This is a genomic window from Longimycelium tulufanense (assembly GCF_014645795.1).
GTDB lineage: Bacteria > Actinomycetota > Actinomycetes > Mycobacteriales > Pseudonocardiaceae > Longimycelium > Longimycelium tulufanense.
Genome location: NZ_BMMK01000104.1, coordinates 1 through 978, shown reverse-complemented (window position 1 = coordinate 978; position 978 = coordinate 1). Strand labels below are relative to the sequence as shown.

4 protein-coding genes are annotated in these 978 nt (G+C 68.4%); all 4 read left to right on the top strand.

The annotated features are described in order from the left end of the window. Positions 1-181: hypothetical protein (locus IEY55_RS31740; RefSeq protein WP_189062279.1), on the top strand; the 181-nt coding region annotated here is incomplete at its 5' end. Positions 182-186: 5 nt separating this feature from the next. Further along, positions 187-450 (top strand): WhiB family transcriptional regulator, encoded by a 264-nt coding sequence (locus IEY55_RS31735; protein WP_189062280.1) that lies wholly within the window; start codon positions 187-189, stop codon positions 448-450. Next, positions 443-580, top strand: coding sequence for a hypothetical protein (locus IEY55_RS31730; protein ID WP_189062278.1), 138 nt, complete (start codon positions 443-445; stop codon positions 578-580). Before IEY55_RS31735 ends, IEY55_RS31730 begins: the two co-directional genes overlap by 8 nt. Next, positions 577-936, top strand: a complete 360-nt coding sequence (locus IEY55_RS31725) for a hypothetical protein (RefSeq protein ID WP_189062277.1) — start codon at positions 577-579, stop codon at positions 934-936. Before IEY55_RS31730 ends, IEY55_RS31725 begins: the two co-directional genes overlap by 4 nt. Positions 937-978: the final 42 nt, after the last annotated feature.

The window sequence follows — 978 nt, the reverse complement described above, 5'->3', positions numbered from 1 at the left end:
CGAGGCAATCGCCTGGTACCGGCCTTCTCTCGACACGAACGGCCAGCCCGACACCACCTGCAGCGACCCCTGGATTGTTCTCACCGATGACGAGGAGTGGGGCATCGACTACGACCTCGTCAGCGAGGCGGACGTCGCCGACTTCATCCCCCTCACACCGGTCGAGGGAGGCGAGCAGTAGTGCACTTGGACTGGCGCCACCAAGCCGCCTGCAAGAACGAAGACCCCGAACTGTTCTTCCCGATCGGCAACCGCGGCCCCGCCCGCCAGCAGATCATCGAGGCCAAGTCCGTGTGTGCCCGCTGCCCGGTGCGGCCCGAGTGCCTGACCTGGGCCCCGGAGTCCGGACAGGACGCCGGTGTGTGGGGCGGCATGAGCGAGGACGAGCGACGCGCCCTCAAGCGCCGTAATGCCCGCAGGCAGGCGCGAGGCGGTGTCCGTGGTGTGTGACGAGAACTGCCCCCTCTGCAGCAACGGGCTGATCTGGACCGGCGGCGAGCCCGCCCAATGCCCCAACCCGCGCCACATGCCACCGCAGCAACCGAAGAAGGACGTCGAGCGGAAGGACCGCAAGCCGTGACCGAGAACCCGCCCGCCCGCCGTACGCCACCCCCGCCGCTGGAGCCCGCAATGCCGGACTGCTCGGTGTGCGGCGAGATCACGGACTTCTACGACGAGGCGTATCGCTGTGATTCCTGCGGGGCTGCGTGGCGTCCCGAGGACGCCTACCGGGACCAGGGTCGGTGGTGTGACCCGGACACCACGCAGTGCCCCTCCGAGATCAGGCCGTGGCCGAATGACTCACGACCCGCAGTGCGGGACGCCGCGTTCCGATGCCTCCACACGGAGGGTCACAAGGGGATGCACATTGATCCCTATGGCGTCGCCTACGAGTGGACCGACGACGACATTGCCCGCAAGGACGGTGCCGCGTGATCCGAACGACCTGCCGCGTGGCCCGTAAGACCCGTCTGTGCG